Here is a 21,731-nt window from a genome sequence, read left to right as displayed (position 1 = left end):
CGAAAACCAGGATCGGATGATTGCACTGGAGGCGAGTTGATCGTCGCGAAGGAAGGGCCCGTCACCTTCGGGCAGCTGTCCGTTCTGCGATCCGTCGAACATCTGGGGCCGCCCGGCCCGGTGGACGCCAATACCGCGCAATTCTGGGAACTACCCGCAGGTATCGGGGCCGCCGCGGTGGAGAGCGCCTGGAACCTTGTCGTAGAGGCTAACGAATCGCTACGGACGACGTATTCGCGTGTCGATTCGATCGACCCTCGGCAACGGGTCGGGATTCACGCCAGAGCCTCGCTACCGGTCATTGACGCCTCAGGATGGGATCTGGCACCGGGCTGGTGGACAACGCTGCCGCCGGCCCAGGAACCCTTCGATGTAGGCGTCGAGCCGCCATGCCGGGCCGCGGTAGTCCAGCGCGAAGGCGGGGTGACCGGTCTGATCGCGGTGTTCCACCACGTCGCCGCCGACGACACAGGCATGCGGTCGGCTGCCTCGCAGTTCCGGGCCTGCCTGGCCGGCGACACCGTGCAGGTCCCGGCCCAACCGCTTGAGCTCGCCGAAGCCGAGCGCGGTGCTACGCGCCGGCACGAGATGGCCCTGGCGTTCTGGACCCAGCGGTGGGCGTCGTTCGTCCCTGCCGACCGGCAGGGCACCGACCGCACTCCACGCAGTCAGGCCACGCTGTTCTCCACCCGATCGCAGGCGGCGGCCACCGCGGTCAGTTCCCGTCTCGGCGTCTCCCTGCAGGCGGTGGCGCTGTCGGCGGGCTACCTCGCGTTGTTCCGGACGACTGGCAGGTCAGCGACGACGTTCGGCCTGATGGCGTCGAACCGCTTCAAGAGGCGGTGGGCAACCATGGTCACGTCCATGAATCAGCTTGCTCCCCTCACTGCGGTGGATCGCCCGGAGCAACCAGCGGGTGAGTTCGTCCGGCTGGTCTATGCGGGCAGCATGGAGGCCTACAGCAACGCCGAGTACAGCGTCGATGCTCTCGGCGAACACCTTCGTGCTGCCGGCCAGCCGGCGCCGCACCCGCTGGAATTCGACTGCTACTTCAACTTCCTCGGCGACAGCCCGGCCGATTTCCCGCCAGACCATCCTGCGGTGACCGCCATCTCATGGGAGCGTCCCCGCCGCCAGAGCGGACCGGCTTTCCACCTCGCAATGAGCACCGGAGCGGGCCTGACCATCACGCTGAGGGCTAGTCGGTCCTATCTCGGAACGGAAGGGATCCCACGGATGCTGGGCGCCATGGAGGCGATTCTGCTACAGCTCGCCGCCGACGACACCGCGACACTCGCCGACCTTCGTCCGGACCCGGTCCGTGATCTGCACGGATTCAGCTTCGACGACGGCCGGTTGCGATGAATGCCGCTGTCCCGCCGCTCCTGCTGCGTCGCCTGCGGGAAACCTCCACCGAGGGCATCCGCTCCCGGCGATGGTGGGCCGAGCAGCCGACGGCCGCTCGGGCCGCCGGCGTCCCTCGGGAGGACCTCACCGCCGAACCTCGCGTCGTCTCCGTCCCACTCACCGCCTCGCTCGCCGCCGATCTGCAAACCCTCACCGGCGACGCGCCGGTTCGGCTGCTCGCGCTTCTCAGCCTGCTGGCGGGACTCTTCGCGGCTGAGCCGGGTGACCGGATCGTAGGCACGGCCACGCCAGACGCCGACGGCGGATTGCTGCCCGTACTGGTTCCGGTACAACCCGGCGACTCGCTGGCCGGACTGCTCGACCGGTTCCTCGGATCGCTGACCGACGTGCTTCACGCAGCGGACGGATGTCCCGCCGCGGCGGCACACGGCGTGACCATGGTCTCGGTTGTGGAGCCACTCCAGACGGTCCAGGCGGACTGGCCACTCGTGCTGACCGGACGCATCGACACCGACGGTGTCACCCTGCGGGTCGTCAGCCGAACGCCGACCGGCGGCGTACCGGCCGCCGACCGGGTCGCCCGGCTCGTCGCATCCCTCGTCGACGACCCGCTCGCTGATTGCGCGGCCCTGATACAGGCAGGCCATGCGTCCGAATCCGCGAAACTGGCGCCGGTGGCGGCGCCCGGCCCGGCCAGCGCCGTCCTGGGCGAACTAGCCGCGATCTGGTGCGAGCTGCTGGAGGTGGACAGCGTCCAGCCCGACGACGACTTCTTCGACCTGGGTGGTCATTCTCTTCTCGCTCTGGAACTCGTGGCCGAGATCCGGGAGCGCTTCACCGAACGCATGGCGATGCGGTACGTGTTCGACTGTCCGACTCTCACGACGCTGACCGCCGCCGTCACCCGGTTGTCCACCGGGGAGCAGTGATGAACGGCAGCACTTCCTCACAGGCCCAAAGACGCGCCCAGGCTGACACGATCGACCTTTCCGGCAGTCGTGCGCGGCAGAGCCGGGACCACCACGATGCGACGCGGGACCGCGTGGCCGGGGAGATTCTCGTTCGCCCAGGTCCGTACGGCACCGGCTGATGAACCCACGATCACCGCGACGAGATAGGCGCGAACCGGATCGTCACCGTGCACCAGAAAGACGACCGACTCACTGACCTCGGGATGCCGCTCGATGACAGCCTCCACCTCCCCCAGCTCGAGACGATGGCCGCGGATCTTCACCTGAGCGTCGCGCCGGCCGAGAAACTCCAGGGCGCCGCTGCTGTCCCAGCGACCGAAGTCCCCCGTGCGGTAATGCGGCAGCGGTAAGGTTCCGACCGATCCGAACGCAGCCGCGGTCAGTTCGGGTCGCCTGAGGTAGCCTGTCGCGATACCCTCCCCGGTCAACACGATCTCGCCGCTGCCCTGCGTGTGGTCCTCCACCGTTGAGCCGTTCCCTGCGATCAGGCGCACACCCGAACCGGGCACCGGGACACCGAGACGAATCCTGTTCGCGTCGTTGACCCGGTCAGCCAGGGCCCAGATGGTGGCCTCGGTAGGCCCATAGACGTTCCACAACTCGGTGCCACGATCCAGCAGATCCCGGGCAAGCGCGGGCGACAACGCTTCGCCACCGCACCAGATCCGTCGCGCACCGATACCGGTCCAGCCCGCCCGTACCACGAATCGCCAGAAGCTGGGTGTCGCCTGCGTGACGTCGGGACGGTGGCGAGCGACGTCCTCGGCGAATACCGCGGGATCCTGCTGCGCTGAAGGGCTGGAGGCCACAACGGTCGCGCCGACCATCAGCGGCAGAAGCAATTCGGCCAGGCAGATGTCGAAGGTGAAGGCCGTCAGGGCCAGGATCGACTCACCGGCCTGCAACCCGGGCATCCTGGACAGACCCGTGAGGCGGTCGGACAACGCCTGCTCTGAGACCACGACGGCCTTCGGCCGGCCGGTGGACCCCGAGGTGTACATGAGGTAGGCCGATCCCTGTGGGACGCTGCCCGGCTCCCCACCGCCGAGCTGGTCGACCTCGATGTCGTCGCCCGGCGCCGGCTGGTGCATCAACGCCACTGCGCCGGAGTCGTCGAGCAGCATCCGGCGCCGCGCACTGCGGTCGTCCTCGCCAAGGGGCAGAAACGCCGCGCCCGCCGCACTCGCCGCCAGCATCCCTCGCACGGCACCGTACGTGGTCCGCACAGACATCCCGACCACGTCACCCGGTCCGGCGCGGCGGGCGAGCATCGACGCTAGCTGCTCCGTACGGCCGGCCAGGTCGGCATAGCTGAAAACCCCGCCAGGCCCGGCCATCGCCGGATCCTCCGGGCGCTTCTCAACCTGCTCGAGGAAACGGGACCAGATCGTCGTCATTTCACACCCCAGATCTGTGAGTGCTCGGGGCGGCCGCCGACACACCGGCACGACGGTCGCTGGTGCCGATGTGCAGGGTGATGTCCATGCCACCCCAGTCGTCGTTGTCACGCAGATAGGCGAGGGCTGCGCCGTTGCGTCCAGTGTCCTCGGCCGCCACGACGATCCGGACGCATCCCTGCTCCTTGGCCCAGCGGACGATCTCCCGTTGCAGACGTGCCTCGACCCCGCGTCCGAGTGCCGGGCAGGTGATCAGGAACGCATCAACATGACAGGTCTGCCGGTCGGCACGCAGCAACCATGCCGCGGCCCTTCCGTACGCGCCCATCCGATCGCTGATCTCGAACACCTCCAGTGACATCCGGACAGCTGAAAGAGCCTCGAGCAACCGTTGTCCGGAAAGGGGGCCGAGACTGAATTCGGCAGTCTTCCGGAGCAGGTCCTTGAACGTCGGCAGTCCGCCGGCACCTAGGCGCGACGGAACGATCCGGACGTCCAGAGATTCGATATAGCCCGCCAGGCCGTCGGATCCCGCCATTTCGGCGGCCGCCGGGCCGGAGGGACGGAGGCCGGTGCCGGATCCCCGGTACGACGGCAACGGCTCGTCGATCGACCACGGGGTGACGCCGGTGGCGATGGCCGCTTCCTTCGCTTCGGGGGACACGAGGAGGACGCCGGCCGGGTGACCACCACAACGCCGGACGAATCCGCCGAGCTGATCGCTCAAGGAGGATTCGGGATCCCACCATTCGGAGCGGGCCGGGATCCAGGGCGGGACCGAGGCGTACGTTGCGTCGTACCGCACCGCGATCCGGACTTCGGCGGGAACCGTGTTCATCAAGGCTTCGGCCTCGGCGGCCGACGGCCAGGCCGGGCTTGCGCCATCCACCACCAAGCCGGTGATCGGACCAGCCCGCCGGCACACGAGAACCCGCGCGATCCGCGCCGCGATGCGGGCGAAGACCGCTTCGCGGAACGGGATCTTGGCGAACTCGTACAGGGCAGGATGGAAGAGCTCCGCATCGTCGAGGCCGGCGACCGCGTCGTCGGCCTCGACGATGTCGACCCCGGCGAGACCGGCGATCCGATCCCGTATGAGCGTCTGCAGATGGGGTGACATCCCGGCGTCGGCCAGCATCGGAACCACGACGATGAGAGCCGCCTCCCACCGCTGCGCGGCCCGCACCGCAGTGTCGACCAGTGCGACCAACGCCTCGCCTGTCTCCTCGGCGGTCGACCCCGCCGTCCACCCGAGCTCCTGAACACGAGGCGAGACCACCATCGCGTGGGGACGCTTGTGCGCGGTGGCGCTGCTGTCGTCGGCACATTCCTGGACGATCCGGTTGAACGGCGCCACGCTGATGTCCACCCGGATGCCGGCGTCGTGCAGGTCCACACCGAGGTACGGGGCGATCGGATCGATGGTGTAGCTACCCAGCAACGCAATGCTCAGCGCCGCTCCGGCGTCGTCCGCCGACAGCTCCCGCCATCGGGACCGGATCGACAGCAGGTCGGACGCCGCCGTCAAGACGCCGCTCCGTCTGGCATCGGCAGCCAGCGTTCGGCGTCCTCGAGATCCGCCTTGACGGCACTTAGGAACCGCGTCGCCTCAGCGCCGTTGACCACCCGATGGTCGTAGCTCAGACCAAGGTAGAGATAGGAGCGTTCGTGCACCTGCCGGTTCTCGTCGAACCGAAGCTCGTTGAGGGTGGCGCCGATCGACACCATGCAACAGTGTTGGGGAAACACTATCGGTTGAGTGAACACGATGTCCGGCTCGACGGTGAGCGAAACGGCGATGTCCCCGCCGGCACTCAGGTCCGCGGCGCGGAAGGAGCTACGCAGGGCTTTCCGCCGGAAGTCCATCATGATCTCGCAGATCTCCCCCAGACCCAAATCCGAGGCAGCCTTCACCACCGGCAGGAACAGGCCGGTGCCCATGTCGATGGTGACGGCGACGTCCTTGGATCCAGTGGGTTCAGTCCCGCTGCCGAACGGCGCGAACAGCCGAGGGAAGGCCGCACCCGCCCGGGCAACTGCCGCCACCACCAGTTCGGGGATGCCTGCGACCACCTCGGCGTGGCGGGAGAAACCGCGCAGGGCATGAACAGTCCGGTCCAGCAGCACCTTGGTCACGGTGAAGGCGGCCGGGATTTCGCGATGTGACCTGGTGACGACCTCGGCCACCGCCTGCTGATGACGCCGCCCGGACGTTTCTGGTTCGTCATCACGGACACGGGTGATGAGGCCGTCGAGATCGGCGGCCCGGATGAGCCGGAGCCCGAGCCTGGCGAGCTGACTGCTGCTGATTCCGTGGGTGGTCGCAAGCTCTCGGGCGGAATCGCTCAGAACGAAAGTCTCCGGTACCCGCGGCACGGCGGGAACTGCCGTCGAAGAACGGCCGGCCGCCAGCTCATCGGCGGTGTCGAACCCGTACCCGATCAGTGCATTGACCGGAAGATCGGTCGGCGGCGAGACTCTCTGCAACAGGAACCCGGCGTTGGCCATCTCCAGTTCCTCAGTCGCCTTGGTCGTCTCGACGACGGCGATCGGATCGCCGGCCTCCACATAGGCGCCGTCGTGCTGTAGCCACTCGACCAGGGTGTACGTCGTGTCGTTGGCGTTGAGCCGCGGGACGCGGATCTCATGCACGGATGTCCCCCTTCAGAGCCTGGACGATGTCGTGTTCCTGGACCAGGACCTCCTGTTCCAGGTGGGCGGCGGCGGGAATGACGCTGTCGGCCGAGTGCACGAGCCGCACCGGTTCTGTCAGGTGGCCCCAGAGCCGGTCGTAAAGCAGAGTGGCCACCTCCGCACCCCAAGTTCCGCCCGCCGTGCTCTCCTCCACCACACACAGGCGCTTGGCGGCCGCGAGCTGCGGCAGCGCCTCGTCCAGCCGGAGCGGATACAGCTGAGCCGGGACCAGGACGGCGCAGACCAGTTCCTCGGCTGCGAAGACCCGGTGCGCCGCCGCGAGGCACCGGTCCACCATGCCGCCGGGCGAGATGATGACGATGTCCGGGTCACCGGCTCCCTCGATGTACAACCATCCGAGATTGCGTCCCGGGTCGAGAAACCGCTTGGCGAACGAGGCATACTCGCGTTCCGTCACTGCCACCGTGGAGTACAGCGTCTTGTCCTCCACGAGGAGCGCGGGTGCGCCGGTGTTGATGGCCCGCGACAGCGTCTCGATGTGTGGGTGCACCGGTGACAATTCGTGGACAGTGAGGTTGGGGACGCCGAAGAAGTGCTTCTGCGGCGATTGGCTGTGCGTCGCGCCGTACCCACGGCCGCCACCGGTCGCACAGCGGACGACGACCCGCATCGGGCGCCGGACTCCGTACATGGTCACCGACTTGCTGGCGAAGTTGACGAGCTGGTCGAAGGCCAGGCCGAGAAAGTCGGCAAACATGATCTCCACCAGCACCGTGTTGTCGAGCAGGGCTAGACCGCCGGCCATGCCGACCACACCAGCCTCACTGATCGGCGTGCTCAGCACCCGATCAGGAAAACGGGTGGAAAGACCCTTGGTGATCTTAAATGCGCCGCCGTAGGGATCGACGATGTCCTCTCCCAGCAGATACATCCGCTCGTCATCGGCGAGCAGATCGTGCAGCGCCTGATTCAGTTCGTCAGCGATCCTCATGGTGCGCCAGCCCCCGTCCAGGCACTCCGCGGCCGGGCCAGGACCTCGGCCTCGATCTGAGACAGCCGGGCCCGCTGGCGTTCGTCCGTCCGGGCGAACCGTTCCGGACAGGCCGCACGGTAATGCTGCGCCCAGTCCGCCGCCCTGGCCGCGGCGACCTCGTCCACGCCCCGGCTGTCATCACCTTTGCTGTGCGGTCCGATCCGGTGGGTCACGAATTCCACGACTGCCGGTTCACCGTCTCGCACCGCGGTCAGCAGGGGTGAAACCTCCGCCCGGATCCGCCGAACGTCCTGGTGCACGATTTTGTGGTACCGGATACCGAAGGCCGCCGCACGGCCTGCGATACTGCCCGACATCTGCCTCGCGGTAAATGTCGACTGGGCAATGCCGTTGTTCTCGACCACTACCAGAAGTGGCAGCTTCCACAGCGCCGCGAGATTGAGTCCCTCATAGACGGCGCCCTCCCCCCAGGTCCCGTCACCGATGTAGGCGACCGCCACACGCCCGGGTTCGTGACGTCGCAAATGGAGTGCGACACCGGCCGCCACCGGAAGACTCTGTCCCTGCACTCCGGTGGACAGGTAGTCGCCGCGATACAGGTGCTGACTACCACCCACCCCGTTGCACAGGCCGCCCTCACGACCCAGGATCTCTGCCAGTAGCCCCACCGGGTCGTCGAAGCGCGCGAGAAAATGACCGTGACCGCGGTGGTTGCTGAACACGTAGTCCGCCGCAGTCAGCGGAGCCAGCGCGACCGGTACGTATTCCTGCCCGATGCACGTGTGCGTGGTTCCGGTGATCAGTCCTTGGCCGAACAGCTCCAGCAAACGCTCCTCGAACCGTCGTATCAGCAGCATCGAAGCCAGATCGACGTCATCGATCGGCCCGCTATCGGCGCGCAAGTTTCACCGCCAGGAGGTCTCGAAGGTCGTCCACGCTGTCGACCGCCGCCATCTCCCTGGCCGTCAGCGAGGTCCCGTACTGCTCTTCGACCGCCACCATCAGCTCGACGTGCCGCATGCTGGTCCACGTGTCGCCGTGCGTGGTGCGGCTCAGTCCACCGTCGATTTCCTCCCGCGATACCGTCAGAACGGCGGCGATCAGTTCCTCTAGGGGGCGCATGGGGTCCTCTCTGGAGTCGGTACGGCGTCTGAGCCGGCCTGGGCGGCCGCGTCGCGGACCGTACGGCGATGGCGAAGCACCTCGCGGTGCAGACTGTCGGCGTCGGTGAGCCCGGGATCTCCGGCCGGCAATACCGGCGATTCCGGGTCCAATGCCGGGACTGCGCCCGGCAGGATGGGCAGCAGCCGACCCGGGTCCCAGGCCCACACATGAGCGAAGGCGTGGCCGGGATCCGCGCCGGGTGGTACCGCCACGAGCCCGGGGAACGCGGCCATCGCGGCCGAGCACACATCGGGGCGGACGTCCAGCAGAACAGTCTCGTGGGGGTCGAGGACGCCGGTGGCACAGAGCTGGCGCAGATCCCGGATCGGATCCTCGATGGTCTCGTCAGCTGATCCGCCCCGGCCGTACAGCGCGCCGCGCGCCTGCAGGATCCGCAGCCCCGGATTTTCCGCGATCAGCAGGTTGACCATGACACCCGGCCGGACGGACAGCAGCTCGAGCCGTCGATCGACACCGATCACCGAAAAGAGATCGTAGATTGCCGCCCGGTCCGCAGTGCTGACCGAGACCGGCGCGAAGAGTGTCCGCAGCGGGTCGAGCACCACGGACCGGCGGAACCGTCCGAAAGCTGCCAGGAGATGCCGGGCCACCACGGTGGACAGCACGGTGAAGTAGGCCGGCTGATACGGCATGTGACCGAGCTGGTCCGCATGCTCGTCATGGATCCGGGCAGGCCGGTAAGCCGCCGCCGTCACGGCGGCGTAGGAAACGTGGACGTCGAGACTCCGCGTCGAGGAGCGCAACCGCTCCGTCAGATACGACAGGACACCCGTCCGGTCCGGCGTCGACCAGGCAGCCGATGGCGGACATACCAGAATGACGATGAAGCCATTGATGGCCGGCCGCGCTGCGGCGATGGAAGAGCAAAGGTCCGCGAGCAACACCTCCAGCGCGACGCCGCCGCGGTACGGATCGATCAGGTCGGGGCGATGCCGCAGCCAGTCCTCCCATCGGAGGAGGACGACGACGCTGGTCCACCCTTCTGCTGGTCCTCGGGCGGCAAGCTCCAGGAACGACTGGGTGAGTTGCCCGTATGGCGCGAACGACGGTTGTGCCGGCAGCCCGAGCCGGCTCCACCAGTACTGCAACGCCGGCTCCATCGGGCCGGCGGTGAAGGAGCTCATGATCGTCACCGCGAAGGACGAGTCCTGGGTCATCTCAGCCTTTCCTCTCCTCCGTTACCACGCCCGCTTACGGGATCGGCTCGGGTGTCGTCACCGCGACCCGGTCCGGGAGTGAAGACGCGGCGAAGACGGCGCTCACCGCGACCGTCACCAGTGCGAACCCCACGGCGAGGCCGAACTGGAGATACTGTCCGACCACGCTGCCGACCACCGCTCCCACAACCGTGGCGAGCATCTCGACGGCTCCGAATGCGGAACTCACCCGGCCCATCTTCGAATCCGGAGTCTGCCGTTGCACCTGCACCTGCAGCAGCATGAGGACCGATCCGCCGGCCAGGCCCACCAGCCCGATGAACACCAACGCCGCGGCCAGGTGTACGACGAAGAAGAGACCGGCGAAGAAGGCGGTGATGGCGGCGAGACACCCGGCTACCGCCAAACGAAGTCGGCCGCTCCGGGAAAGCGCGTTGCCCAACCAGGCGCTCATGAGATAGCCGGCGCCCAGGGCGGACATCAGCCATCCGACCTCCCGCGCGCCGCCGTGGAGCCGGTTGAGCACGTATGGCACCAACAGGACGTTGAGCACCGCGTTCGCCAGCAGGAACAGACTGGACACGACCAGCAGGCTCCGCAGGACGTGATGCCCGGCGAGGAACGCGACGCCCTCCCGCATCTGCCGCCACAGGACTGCCACAGCCGACCCTGTCCTGGCACTTCCGGTCGTACGGCTGACCGGCTGCCGGCCGATGCCGAGCAGCAGCAGGGCGGACAACAGATAGGTCGCCGCGTCGATGATCACCAACGTGTCGAAGCCGGCGAAGGCGTAGAGCGCGCCGCCCAGCGGCGCCCCGGCCAGCCGGACCACCCCGAGGGCCGCATTGAGCCATGAGTTGGCGGTGTCGAGGTCGGCGCCTCTGCCCACGATGGCCGGTAGGACCGCCCGGGACGCCGGAAGGAAGAACTGGCCGATCGCGCTCTCGGCGAACAGGGCCAGGTAGATGATCCACAGCGTGTCCGGCCCGTCGGCCCAGACGAGAGCCAGAACGGCCACCATTCGCAACAGGTCGGCCGCGATCATCACCGTCCGCCGGTCGAGCCGGTCGGCCAGCACACCGGCGAGCGGCGCGAATAGGATGGCCGGAAGGGTCTCGGCGGCGAAGACCAGCCCGCTGCTGAGCACGGAGCCCGTCATCGTGAGGACGTAGACCGGTACGGCGACGATCATGAGCCAATTGCCCGTGTTCGACAATAGCGTCGCGGTCCAGATCAGCCCGAACCGGCTGTTGCGGAAGACGATCACCGCGATGTCCTGCCCATCTCGCGCGCGGCCAGCAGTTCCTCGACCTCGTCGTCGGAGAGGTTCTCGATCCGGTCCAGCAGACTGCCGATATCCGTACCGCCCCCTCCCGCCTCCTCCAGGCCCGCATAGTCGACCTTGCCGTTCACGGTTCGGGGAAACTCCGGCACCACGGTCAGGCTCTGCGGCACCATGTGCGCGGGAAGCTGCCGGCGCATCCGTTCGAGGAGCTGCGTGGCGAGATCGTCGCCGGCCTGTTCCCGGGGCACCACCCAGGCGACCAGCCGTGCCCTACTGGTGCCCGCGTCCCGGACCCTCGCGACGGCGGCGGCCACCCCGTACATCCGGACCAGGACCGCCTCGATCTCGCCCAGTTCGATCCGGAAGCCGCGGACCTTCGCCTGGTTGTCCGACCGGCCCACGAAGATGAGTTCGTCATCCGGCCGCCGGCGCACCAGGTCGCCCGTGCGGTACATCCTCGTCCCGGGCGCGGCTGCCCATGGATCGGGCACGAACCGGTCGGCCGTCAGCCCGGGCCGGCCCCGGTAGCCGCGTCCGACCGCGATGCCGCCGACGTAGACCTCGCCGACTGCGCCCGGCGGAACGGGTTCAAGATCCGGATCCAGCACGTACAGACGGACGCCGCCGAACGGCCGCCCCACCGGCACCGGTCCGGTCTGATCGGGTGAACACTGGCCCCAGGTCTGCACGATCGTCGCCTCGGTGGGCCCGTACGCCGCGAAGAAGCCGACCCGCCCGGCCCAGCGGTCGCGGAGGGCGCTGCTGACCCGGTCGCCGCCGGTCAGGACCAAGCGGACCTGTGGCACTTTCGCGGGGTCCAGGATGCTGAGCAGAGCCGGTGGCAGGAAGACCACCTCGGCGCTGGAACGTTCGACGACAGACTCTATCGGGCCGGCCGTCGACGCGAGGTCCGGCGGCCCGAGACACAGCGTCCCACCGGCGCCCAGCGCCATGAAGGTCTCCCAGACAGCCGCATCGAAACTCAGAGACACAAATTGGAGCACCCGCGTACCGGCTCGAAGCCCGAACGACCGCCGGGACGCCTCGATGACATTCATCAGCCCGTCATGGGTGAGCTCGACACCCTTCGGGTCCCCGGTGGAGCCGGAGGTGTATATGACATAGGCAAGGCTCTTCCGATGGATGGGCCGGACCGGTGGCGGCGTCCCGCGCCACTCATCATCTCGGATCGCCATGAGGGTGATCGGCCGGCCGGCGGCCCCGACGAGCGAATGGTCCGTGATGTCGCTGGTGACTACGACTCGGACCTGGCTGTCATCGATCATGTACCGGAGCCGGTCCGGAGGATACGCCGGGTCCAGCGGCAGGAAGGCGGCCCCGGTCAGGAGCACCGCCAGTACCGCCGCCACCTGCTCGGTTGATCGGGGCAGGTGCACGCCGACCACCTGCTCGGGACCGGCCCCCCGGGCGGTCAGCGACGCGGCGATCTCGTGGGCGCGACGGGAAAGCTCGCCGTAGGTCAGGCTGCCCTCGCCGCTCCACACGGCCTGGGCCTCCGGCTGCCGCTCCGCCTGGGCCAGAAAGGCGTCGACGACGGAGGCGTGAGCACCCTCAGGGGAAGGCGGACACAACGAGGCGATGAACGTCGCCTTCTCCTCTGCTCCGGTCAGGGCGATGTCGGCCAGCGGTGTGTCGACGGCATCGGTCACCACGCGAGTCAGGACGTGGCGGAAGTGGTCGCGCATCCGAGCGGCGGTGCTGGCGGTGAAAAGCTCGGTCGAATACTCGAGATAGCCGACGATCTCGTCACCGAATTCCTCCAGGTACCAGCTCTGGTCGAACTTCGCCGTCCCGGTGCCGAGGTCGGTCCGCCGGACCGCGACGCCTGGCAGGTCGAGGCTCGCAGCCGCGTTCGTGAGCCAGACGAGAGCGGTCTGGAACACCGGATGACAACCGGCCGACCGGGGGGCGCCCATCCTTGCGGCGATCAGCTCCGGCGGCGCCCAGGGAAGCTCCGACGAGGCCGCGACACTTGCCGAGACCCGGTCGGCGGCGCCGGCCAGGGTGGACTGGTGACGCAGGTCCAGCCGGACCGGAAGGGTGATGGAGAGGTAGGTCACCGCGTTAAGTGATGCGCCATGCCATCGGTTCGCCACCGGTACGCCCACTACCAGGTCCTTGCTTCCGGTGTAGCGGGCCATCGTGATCGCGTAGGTGAGGGCGAGGAGTGTGAACGGGGTGACGCTCAACTCGCCGGCTCGGGCCCGGAGTTCGCCATAGAGGTCGGGAGGCACGTGGAGAGCCACTCTGTCGCCGGCCCAGGACCGCGTTGCCGGACGTGGCCGGTCCAGCGGCAGGTCGACGACAGGGCTCGCCCCGTCGAGCAGCTCCGCCCATCGATCTGCCCGGTCTCCGTCGGAGGTCGCGTTCCGCGATCGGTCCCAGGCGACTATCTCCGCCTGGGACGGTCCGGCGTACGGCCCGGCCGGGCCGTCTGTCCGGTATTGGTCCCCGAGGTCGGCGAGGAGCAGGTTGAGGCCCCAGCCGTCACAGACGATGTGGTGCACCACCACGAGGACGACGGCCCGATCCGGACCGGTCGTGATCACACAGACCCGCAGGACCGACGTCGCCGGGTCCAGCGGGCGCTCGGCCTCGCGCCGGAGGAGTTCGTCGACGCTGCCGGACCTCAGATCGATCCGCTCCACGGCGACCGAGTAGGACTCCGGCGGTACGGCCCGGACCAGCACCGTGCCGTTGTCGTCGACGCTGAAGACACTGCGAAGTGCCTCGTGCCGCTGGGCCACCTGGTCGAGCGCCCGCTGGAGACGATCGTGATTCAGCGGACCGTCGCACCAGAGAGCCACCGGGACGTTGTAGAGCGGAAGGTCCGGCCTGGCCTGGAACGCCGAGTACAGGACGGCCTGCCGCTCGGTCGCCGTTGTCCAGGCCGGATCGCCGGCACGGTGCACGATCTCGGCCGAAACGGAATCCTCGGCCTCCCCGGCACCGAGGTGTTCGCTGATCGCATCTACGAGTCTCCCGACAGTCGTCCGTGCCTCCAGTGCCTGGGGCGGAAGGTCCACACCAAGATCGGTGTAACACCTGGAGAGCACCTGCACGCCTTGAATCGAGTCACCGCCGAGGGCACCGAACTGGTCGGACGGTGTCACCGGTCCGCACCCGAGGATGTCGTCGATGATCGACGCGACGCGGTCGAACAGATAGTGGTTCTCCATGTCTCAACCCTCCGTACCCGAGCGGCGGCAGATCATCACGCACGAAACGGTCAGCTGGTGAGCCACCGCTTCGGCCATGCTCTTCCCGGTCATCGGGAAGTCACGGACCTCGACGATCGCGAGTCCGATGCCGGTCACCAGCTCACGCACCTCCGCCGGCGACCGCCACAGCGAAATGTGGTCCGGCGCGGGACTGTTGACGGGAATGTTGAGGAACAACGTTCCACCCGGCTTGGTCAGTGCCGCCAGTCGCCGCACCGCGCCGACCGGGTCCTCAAGGTGCTCGACCAGCTCACTCGCCACCACGGCGTCGAACGCGGTGGCCACCGGTGCTGCCAGGAGGTCGTGCTGAGCCAGGGTCACTGCGCCGGTCGCCATCGCGTCCAGCGCCGCCCGGGTAGCGGCGAGACTGGCCGGACTGACGTCCCAGCCGGTCACCCGCCCCCCGACAAGATGTTCACGTGCGAGGGCGAGCAACAGACCGTGACCGGGCCCGACCTCCAGCAGCGAAGCGTCCTTCGCGAGCCCCGGCAGGAACTCGTTCCGGAAGGTGACCATGGCGCGGAAATGGTTGGTCCAGAGCAGCTGAGACATCAGAAGCCCGTTGGTGTACCGCCGCATGTAGGCCGGATCGTCGTACACCTGGCGCCGGACCTCGGCGAAGGATGTGTGACGGTACCGTCCGTGCCTGCGGAAGTGCTGCTCCTCCTCTAGCATCACCGAACAGGTCCATCGGTAGTCGTCCACCACCCGCTCCAGCGCATCGCCGGTGATCCGCAGGATCCGCTCCGCCAGCAGTTGCGCGACGGGTTCGCCACCGTCGGCCGGCTCCGCGAACCGTCGGCACAGGTATGGGTGGTGCTCCGGCCAGACACGTATCACGGTCGTCAGGAGTTGCGCGAGCGGTGAACCCGGTCGGACCCCGGTAGGCATCGGCGTCATCGGCCGTCGCCCTGGATTTGCCGCCGCACCGACTCGATCTGATCCGCGCTGATCGTCGCTAGCGGAAAAGCCGAGGGACCCGGCGCCGCCTCTTCGACCAGATCCGCCAACTCGGTGATGGCCTGCACCTGAGCCTGCAACAAGGAGCGGACGGTGGACTCGGCGAACGCGGAAGAGTTGTAGCGCCACTCGATGGTCAATCGATCCGTGACCACCGTCGCGACGACTTCGACGGCGTACGGCCGGGTCGCCTCGTCGCTCTGCAGGACGGTGGGGACCTCGACGGGTACGCCGAAAACCGAACCGGGCAGCGTCGCCCGATCGAACCGTCCCAGATAGTTGAAGGACAGCCGGGAACGGGAAAGCCCTGCCAGCACCCGCTGAGACTCCTCGCCGCCCAGATACCGCAAGAGGCCGTACCCGATGCCCCGGTCGGGAACCGCCGCCATCTCTTGCTCGACCCGCGCCAGTACGGCGAGCGGTGTCCGGTCGATCGGGAGACACACCGGGTAGATCGTGGTGAACCAGCCGACGGTGCGCGACACGTCGATCGGCCAATGCAGCGGTTCGCGGCCGTGACCCTCCAGGTCCAGCTGCAACCGCTGGCGTCCGGTGCGCTGGCGGAACGCCGACAACAGGGAGGCGAGGAGAAGGTGCTGCACCTGCCGGCCGTGCCGCCGAGGGATTTCGTGAAGGAGCCGGGCGGTCACCTCGGGACCGACGACCGCGCTGATCGTACGGCAGGTGGCCATCGTATCCGACACCGTGTCGTAGTCGGCCGGAAGCTGAGTCGCGGCGGCATCCGGCACCGCCCGCCAGTAATCCAGCTGCCGGGTGATCCGAGGTGTCCTCGCGTACTCGCGCAAGGCGTCCGACCACGACCGCATCGACGCCGACTTCGGCGGCAACACCGGGACACGGCCCCGCACCCGAGCCTGGTACGCCGTCTCTAGGTCATCCACCAGGATCCGCAGCGACACGCCGTCGACGACGAGGTGGTGAATGGCCAGCAGGAGTATGGGCCGCTGGTCGTCCGACGAGGTGGTGATGATCGCCGACACCATCCGGCCCGAGGCGAGGTCGATTCGATTCTGCGCACTCCGGATCGCCGCCGGCAGGGACACGCCGGTACTGACCTGCACGCCGACCGTCGAGGCGTCGAGGGTCACCGTCTGCTCCCAGGAGCCGTCGACGCACCGGAACGTGCTGCGCAGCGCGTCGTGATGACGAATCACATCGTCGAGGGCGGCGGCGAGGACGCCAGAGTCGAGCCCCGGATCGACATCCAGAAGGATCGCCTGGTCCCAGTAATGGGAGTTCGGCAGCTCCTGCTCGAAGAACCATTGCTGGATCGGGGTGAGCCCCACCCTCCCTGTCGCGATGTCGTCCTCGACGGAGCGGGGGCTGATCGGCGTCACGGCGGCGGCCAGTGATCGCAGGTCCATACTTTCGATGACCTGCCGGGAGGTCAGGTGCAGACCGCGCCACGTCGCCTTGGCGACCACCTGAAGGCTGGTGATGGAGTCGCCGCCCAGAGCGAGGAAGCCGTCGGTCACCCGTACCGGGGAGATCTGCAGCACCTCCTCCCATACTTCGGCGAGGACGCGTTCGGTGTCGGTCACCGGGAGGTCATCAGCGGCTGGCGGCTCCGGTGTCCCGGCCGAATCCAGCCACTGTGCCAGCAGGGCGCGGCGCTTCTCGGACAAGCCCGCGACGCGGGCCTCGTGAGGAGTGGTCATATCGCATTCATCTCCGTCGAACGCTCGTCGCCACGGCCGGGTTCCTTCTCGTACAGCCATCCCTCACTCCACACCAGGCGGGTACGGCCCCACCGCAAGGCCGATGCGACATCGGGGAAGAACCCGCTGCCGTTCAGATTGGCGCTGGTGTTGCAGAGCACCGGCACACCGCTGAGCCGGTCGTACGCGGTTAGCAGCGCACCGACGGTCGGATCCATCTGCGGGTCGACGGTCTGCAGCCGGGCCGACCCGTCCAAATGCACGACGGCCGGAATGCGATCGCGCCAGCCGGGCCGCACAGTGTGGTCGAAGAGCATGAATGGATCGGGTGTCCCGGGGTCGAAGATCTCCGGAGCGCGGTCCTCGATGCAGATCGGTGACACCGGCCGGTACGACTCCCGCACCTTGATCTCGTTCAAGATGTCCTTGGCGGCCGGGTCGGTCGCCGGTGCGATGATGCTGCGATGCCCCAGGGCTCGGGGTCCGAGTTCGGCGGCCCCGTGCAACACGACGACCGGCTCACCGGTCTCGTGCAGAATCCGCGCGAGATTCTCGATGTCGCACTCCCGGCGCCGGTAGCCATACGTTCGCCGGTCCTCGTCGGTGAGCCGCGGGCCCGCGAACACCGACCACTGGACGGCCGCGGAGCCCGAGATCCGGGCGTGCTCGGCACACGCGGCGCCAAAGGCGGACCCCGAGTCGTTCGGGAAGGGTGGAACGTAGACCTCGTCGAATCCGGCACTGGTGCGGATTCGAGTGTTCCACTTGATGTTCAGAGCACACCCGCCCGCGAGGCACAGGTTGCCGGGTAGGCCGGGCCGGAAGCTCCGCATGGTCCGCACACTGTCGACGAGTTGCTCCCCCAACCAGTGCTGCATGCTGGCGAGAGCGTCCTCCGGCCGGACCGCAAGATGTTCCGCCCGCTTGAGGAACGACTCGGCGAACACCTCCGCGAAGCCCAATGAGACGTCGAGCTCGTCGCGATAGATGTCGTCGAGCACCTGGCACAGCTCGGGTCTCGGCTGCCCCTTGGCGACGTATGCCATCACCTTTCCGGGGACGGACAGCTGCATGTAGGGCAGGCGCTCGTCGGACACTCCGATGTCCTCCGGCCGGAACGGGGGAAAACGCATCGAGAACGTGGCGTAGAGGTTGCCGATCAGGCCGAAGATGGGGCCGAGGTTCTCGATGGCGCCGTCCGGGCTTGCGACGTACCCGCGAGGCAGGGTTCCCCCGTCCCATACCACCACGAAGGCGGGTTCCCTGCGGGCCGCGAACGGGCTCGTGGCGTACGCCGACATGACGTGCCCCGTGGTGTGGTGGTAGCTGTGATAACGGTGTTCCCGGCCACCGATGCGCAGGCCGTCGAAAACCTCGTGGCGCAGGCTGTCGTCGGCCAGCTGCGCCTCGCGATAGGCGGCGACTCTTAGTTCCAGCGGCTCACCCGCGGCCATGGTGTTGACCTCGGTCGGTCCACCGAAACCCCAGCCGTCGACGACGAAGGTGTCGATGTCGCTGGGGTGCAATCCGATTGACTTGAGCACCACGGCGATCAGGTCGGTGTCGAGGAGGTCGGTGTACCGGGCGCGGTTGCCGAGTTTCTCGACCTCCACGGAGGTTCGCAGCCGCCCGTCCTCCACCACGGCGACCCCGCCGTCGTGCGTGACTTTCACGCCGCAGATCAACATTGGTCGGTCTTCCTAACGATGTCGGCGATCCTGGTCCGTTGTACTCTCCGCAGTCGTGCCATCGGTTCCTGACCACTGGCAGCGACATGCGCTGCGAGTCTGGCGGGCGTGGGATGGGCGAACAGGTCGTTCACCCTGATGTCCCGTCCGGCGCGGGCACTGATCCGCCGGCAGATGCGGACGGCGGCGAGACTGTCGCCGCCGATGGCGAAGTAGTCGTCATTCGCGGACACCGGGGAACAGCCGAGCTCCTCCTCCCAGGCGCGAGCAATCCAGCTTTCCCACTCCGACGCACCGGCGGCCGTCCGGAGCGGCGACTCGTCCGGTTCAGGAATGCCGGGACCGGAGGACGGCACCGGAAAGCTCAGGAGCTCGCCGCGATCGACCTTCCCGTTCGACGTCATCGGCAGGTGTTCCAGCACGGTGATCGAGGCCGGAAGCAGCCGCTGCGGCAGCCGCTGCCGGAGATGAGCCCACAGCTGCGCGGACTCTCCACCAGCCACGAAGGCGCGAATGCGCCGGGGCTCGCCGGCGCCGACTACTACTGCGGCCTGCCTGACGCCGGCCCCCGCCATCAGAACTGCTTCGATCTCACCCGGCTCGACGCGGTGACCGAAGATCTTGACCTGGTCGTCGAGGCGCCCGCTGAGCTCCAACTCGCCAGCCTCCGTCCACCTGACGATGTCGCCGGTCAGATACATCCGCGCTCCCGCCACGCCCGAGTACGGGTCGGGCCGGAACCGGTCCGCTGTTCGGCCGGGCGCACCGAGGTAGCCATGGCTGACTCCCCGGCCGCCGATGGCCAGCTGACCCCAGACGCCGACCGGAACCGGCCGCAGCTCCACGTCGAGGACAGTGACCACCGTGTTGTCGATCGGCAGGCCGATCGGAGCCGCTCCCTCTGCTTGACCGGCCGGGGCCGGCCCGTCCCAGCTGTAAGCCGTCGACCCGACCACCGTCTCCGTCGGTCCGTACTCGTTGACCACCCGCGTCGCCGGAAATGCCTGTCGCAGACTCGCCACCTGGCTCAGTGACAGCTGCTCGCCGCCAAGCACCAGCACGGCCGGTCCCCGGCCTGCGGTCGCCTGGGACTGCAGGATCGACACGTGCGTCGGCGTCGTCTTGACTAGGTGGTAGTCGCCGAATCGTCGTGCCACGTCAGCGTGCCGCCGCGGCGTGTCGGGGACGGTGTGAATCGTCGCGCCGACGACCAGGGGTGCCAGCATACTGGTGATCGCGAGGTCGTATGCGACCGGTGTGTGCAGCGGAACCGTCTGGCCGGGCGCCAGTCCGTACGCGGTGACCGCCCAGTCGAGATAGTTCGCGAGTCCCTGATGTGTCGACACGACACCTTTGGGAGCACCGGTCGAGCCGGAGGTGAAGGTGACATAGGCGATCCCGAGGGGATGAAAGCTGTCACCCGGCAACGGGCCCGACCGCTCCGCGTGCTGACCGGCCAGCGGGCCGTCCGCAACGTCTGGTGGCTCGATACGCCTTCCCGCCCAGTCGTCCGTGGTCCCCACCTCGCGACCGGCCACGAGGAGGCTCACTCCGGCGGACCGCAGCATCTCCGCTCGGCGTACTGGCGGATCGTGCGGATCCAGCGCGACGAACGCCGCTCCGGCGCGCATGATGCCGACGATGGCGACCAGGAACTCCGGGCCGATGGGGAGACATGTCGCGACGAGCGCGCCCGGCTCAACCCCGGCGCGCATCAGCACGCGAGCGGTGTCCCCAGCTCGAGACCACAAGTGGGCGTACTCAAGGTTCGTGCCGGCCAGGGTGGTCGCCGCCAGTGCGCCCGGCCATCGCCGGACCGCGTCGGCGATCCGCCCGACGGTGTCGGCGGTGCCGTCCCGGCGTTTGCCGGACGATACGGTGGCGATCAGCTCGGCGTCGGCGGCCGGGACGTCCGGCCACCGGGTAGCCGGCTCAACCGCCGCAACGCGCAGCACCTCGCGGAAGTGGTCCAGGAAGCGGCGGACGCCCAGGGTGCCGAAGCGGCTCGGTTCGTACTCGGCAAGAATGGCCGAGTTACCAGGCCTACGTTCGATCCGTACGGCGAAGGCAAACTTGCTGGTTCCGGTGTGCTCGTGGAGAGGGTCCACGGTAAGTTCACCGAGGTTGATCGTGGGTGATGGGCCACTCTCGACCGAGAACGACACATGGTCGGTCAGGCGCGGAGCGCGCCCCGGATCACGGTCGAGTGCGCGGAGCATTTCGTCGTGGAGACGGCCGGCCACCACGCCGAGATCCGTCGTATCCGCGGTGTCGACCACCATGGCTGCGGTCCTGACGAAATAGCCGACGGTCTCGTCCAGCGCCGGGTCGTCGCGGATGCTGAGCGGGGTGGTGACCAGAAAGCGGCTTTGATTCGTCCACCGTCCGGTCACCCACCCGAACACCGCGAGCAGCACGACGAAAAGCGTGGTGCCGCGATCCATCGCCCAATCCGAAAGCCGGGCGAGCGACTCGTCATCGACGGGGATTTCGAGGAGGGCGCCCTCGGTCCTCGTACCGGACGCCGGCAACAGTGGCAGACGAGGTGGGTCGGCCGCGGTCCAGGTGCCCGACGCCTCGACGCGCGTGCCATCGGCGTGCTGCCGGGAGGCGAAGTCGAGGTAGGACACGCGGGAGGATCCGAGGTCGGGCGGACACCCGGTGGCCCGGCTTCGGTAGGCACGGCCGAGGTCCCGGCGCAGCACAGCGAACGACCACCCGTCCGCGGCGACGTGGTGCACCACGATGCCGAAGACGTGCTCCTGACTGTGGCGCCGGATGAGCACCGCTCGGATTGGGAGTTCCCGGTCGAGCCGCGTCGGGGAGTGAACCAAGCGCTCGATCAGTTCGGCCTCGGCCGGCGTCTGTGGGTCGTTGAGATCGTACTGTTGAAGGACCGAGACGGGCGGTGCGCTCACGACTTGGCGCAGCCCGGCACCGTCGATGGTGTGCAGCCTGGTCCGGAGCGCCGGGTGACGAGCAACGAGGTCGTCGACCGCCGCGGCCAGGGCTTCGCGGTCGAGGTCACCGCGCAGCACCCAGAATTCCGGAAGATGGTACGTCGCGGTGCCCGGCTGCGCCTGTTCGAAGAGCCACAGCTCCTCCTGACCGGGTGTGGCCGGCGCTTCGGCACCATCCGTCACGGTCATC

At 68.1% G+C, this 21,731-nt stretch carries 15 protein-coding genes; 2 read left to right on the top strand and 13 right to left on the bottom strand.

Annotated elements, in window-relative coordinates:
* The first annotated feature begins 36 nt into the window (after positions 1-36).
* Positions 37-1,365, top strand: a complete 1,329-nt coding sequence (locus BLU81_RS45625; protein WP_157752068.1) for a condensation domain-containing protein — start codon at positions 37-39, stop codon at positions 1,363-1,365.
* Positions 1,362-2,297, top strand: coding sequence for an acyl carrier protein (locus tag BLU81_RS45620; protein ID WP_092555769.1), 936 nt, complete (start codon positions 1,362-1,364; stop codon positions 2,295-2,297). Before BLU81_RS45625 ends, BLU81_RS45620 begins: the two co-directional genes overlap by 4 nt.
* A 17-nt stretch (positions 2,298-2,314) precedes the next feature.
* Here the strand turns inward: BLU81_RS45620 and BLU81_RS45615 are convergent, their stop codons facing one another.
* From BLU81_RS45615 to BLU81_RS45545, 13 genes are read right to left on the bottom strand one after another with little or no spacing between them, the layout of a single operon-like run.
* Positions 2,315-3,736 (bottom strand): amino acid adenylation domain-containing protein, encoded by a 1,422-nt coding sequence (locus BLU81_RS45615; protein WP_092555767.1) that lies wholly within the window; start codon positions 3,734-3,736, stop codon positions 2,315-2,317.
* Between the two features lies 1 nt (position 3,737).
* Positions 3,738-5,264 carry a hypothetical protein gene (locus BLU81_RS45610; RefSeq protein ID WP_092555765.1) on the bottom strand — a complete coding sequence of 509 codons (1,527 nt, stop codon included), beginning with the start codon at positions 5,262-5,264 and terminating at the stop codon, positions 3,738-3,740.
* Positions 5,261-6,388: a 2-oxo acid dehydrogenase subunit E2 gene (locus BLU81_RS45605; RefSeq protein WP_092555763.1), complete on the bottom strand. Its 1,128-nt coding sequence runs from the start codon at positions 6,386-6,388 to the stop codon at positions 5,261-5,263. Before BLU81_RS45605 ends, BLU81_RS45610 begins: the two co-directional genes overlap by 4 nt.
* Entirely contained in the window at positions 6,381-7,382 is a 1,002-nt protein-coding gene (locus BLU81_RS45600) for an alpha-ketoacid dehydrogenase subunit beta (RefSeq protein ID WP_092555761.1), read from the bottom strand. The genes BLU81_RS45605 and BLU81_RS45600 overlap by 8 nt, the downstream gene beginning before the upstream one ends.
* Entirely contained in the window at positions 7,379-8,287 is a 909-nt protein-coding gene (locus tag BLU81_RS45595; RefSeq protein ID WP_231953838.1) for a thiamine pyrophosphate-dependent dehydrogenase E1 component subunit alpha, read from the bottom strand. The genes BLU81_RS45600 and BLU81_RS45595 overlap by 4 nt, the downstream gene beginning before the upstream one ends.
* Positions 8,274-8,507 carry an acyl carrier protein gene (locus BLU81_RS45590; RefSeq protein WP_092555757.1) on the bottom strand — a complete coding sequence of 78 codons (234 nt, stop codon included), beginning with the start codon at positions 8,505-8,507 and terminating at the stop codon, positions 8,274-8,276. Before BLU81_RS45590 ends, BLU81_RS45595 begins: the two co-directional genes overlap by 14 nt.
* Positions 8,495-9,727 carry a hypothetical protein gene (locus BLU81_RS45585; protein WP_092555755.1) on the bottom strand — a complete coding sequence of 411 codons (1,233 nt, stop codon included), beginning with the start codon at positions 9,725-9,727 and terminating at the stop codon, positions 8,495-8,497. Before BLU81_RS45585 ends, BLU81_RS45590 begins: the two co-directional genes overlap by 13 nt.
* Positions 9,728-9,761: 34 nt before the next feature.
* The gene (locus BLU81_RS45580; RefSeq protein WP_092555753.1) at positions 9,762-10,994 is read right to left on the bottom strand and encodes an MFS transporter; all 1,233 of its coding nucleotides are present in this window, start codon (positions 10,992-10,994) and stop codon (positions 9,762-9,764) included.
* On the bottom strand, positions 10,991-14,212 hold the full coding sequence (locus tag BLU81_RS45575; protein WP_092555751.1) for a non-ribosomal peptide synthetase: 3,222 nt from the start codon (positions 14,210-14,212) through the stop codon (positions 10,991-10,993). The genes BLU81_RS45580 and BLU81_RS45575 overlap by 4 nt, the downstream gene beginning before the upstream one ends.
* 3 nt (positions 14,213-14,215) lie before the next feature.
* Entirely contained in the window at positions 14,216-15,154 is a 939-nt protein-coding gene (locus tag BLU81_RS45570) for a class I SAM-dependent methyltransferase (protein ID WP_092555749.1), read from the bottom strand.
* The gene (locus tag BLU81_RS48975; RefSeq protein WP_172890758.1) at positions 15,151-16,893 is read right to left on the bottom strand and encodes a condensation domain-containing protein; all 1,743 of its coding nucleotides are present in this window, start codon (positions 16,891-16,893) and stop codon (positions 15,151-15,153) included. The genes BLU81_RS45570 and BLU81_RS48975 overlap by 4 nt, the downstream gene beginning before the upstream one ends.
* Complete coding sequence (locus tag BLU81_RS45550; RefSeq protein ID WP_197686059.1) at positions 16,890-18,566, bottom strand: carbamoyltransferase N-terminal domain-containing protein; 1,677 nt, start codon at positions 18,564-18,566, stop codon at positions 16,890-16,892. The genes BLU81_RS48975 and BLU81_RS45550 overlap by 4 nt, the downstream gene beginning before the upstream one ends.
* Positions 18,567-18,574: 8 nt before the next feature.
* Positions 18,575-21,730 carry a non-ribosomal peptide synthetase gene (locus BLU81_RS45545; protein WP_092555741.1) on the bottom strand — a complete coding sequence of 1,052 codons (3,156 nt, stop codon included), beginning with the start codon at positions 21,728-21,730 and terminating at the stop codon, positions 18,575-18,577.
* Position 21,731: the final 1 nt, after the last annotated feature.

Origin of the sequence: Actinoplanes derwentensis, assembly GCF_900104725.1 — a bacterium.
In the GTDB taxonomy this organism is placed as follows: Bacteria; Actinomycetota; Actinomycetes; order Mycobacteriales; family Micromonosporaceae; genus Actinoplanes; species Actinoplanes derwentensis.
Note: the sequence above shows the minus strand (reverse complement) of the source record. Positions and strands in the feature narration are given on the sequence as shown.